The sequence below is a fragment of the Arthrobacter sp. 10T425 genome (assembly GCF_056393985.1).
Genome location: NZ_JBFTGZ010000040.1, coordinates 1 through 681 on the forward strand (window position 1 = coordinate 1; position 681 = coordinate 681).

General features: G+C 68.7%; 1 protein-coding gene. It reads right to left on the minus strand.

Features of this window, described 5'->3' with window-relative positions:
- Positions 1–4: 4 nt before the first annotated feature.
- Positions 5–681: cell envelope integrity protein TolA (gene tolA / locus AC1DDH_RS20400; RefSeq protein ID WP_476956197.1), on the minus strand; the 677-nt coding region annotated here is incomplete at its 5' end.

A 681-nucleotide genomic window follows, 5' to 3' on the forward strand; every position in this document is an offset into this window, starting at 1 on the left:
CTTCCTATTCCCTCGGCTGGAAATAAAGATTGATGTGGGCGGGCGCCACGCCGTTCTCGTCGCGCGGCAGCGGGTTGGAGCGTGCCACGGCGCGCAGCACGGCGTTGTCCCAGCCGGTGTGTCCGCTCGAGCGGGCCAGCCGGGCCTCCAGCACGGTGCCGTCCGGTGCCAGATGCACTGCGACCACGGCGGTGGGATTGTCGGGCAGGTCTCCATCGAAGAGGATGTTGGGCGTGACCCGGCGTCGCACCTTGTCCGCATAGCCCGGCGACGTGGTGCCGCCTGTGCCGGCACCGTCGCCGGGGCGGCTGCCTGCACCGCTTGCACTGGCTGTGGCGGCTGCGGTGGCCGCAGCGGCCTGACGCTCGGCGTCGCGGAGGTTTTGCTCACGCTGCTGCGCTTGCGCGGCGGCTTCGAAAGCCTTCGCGGCTTCGGCTGCCYTCGTGGCTTCAAGTGCCTTGGCGGCCTTGGCTGCCGCACGGCGTTTCTCGGCCTGCAAGGCAATGTCGGGCCTGTCTTCCGATTTCAGCTCGGGTTCCAGCTTCCGTTCTAGCTTCCGTTCCGGCTGCGGGACCACCGGCTTCGTCTCGACCACGGTCTGCGGCGGATTTTCGGGGATCGCGTCCCACAACTCGGCTTCCACGCCGACCGGGGTCCGGCTCTGCCAATGGACCGCGTAAT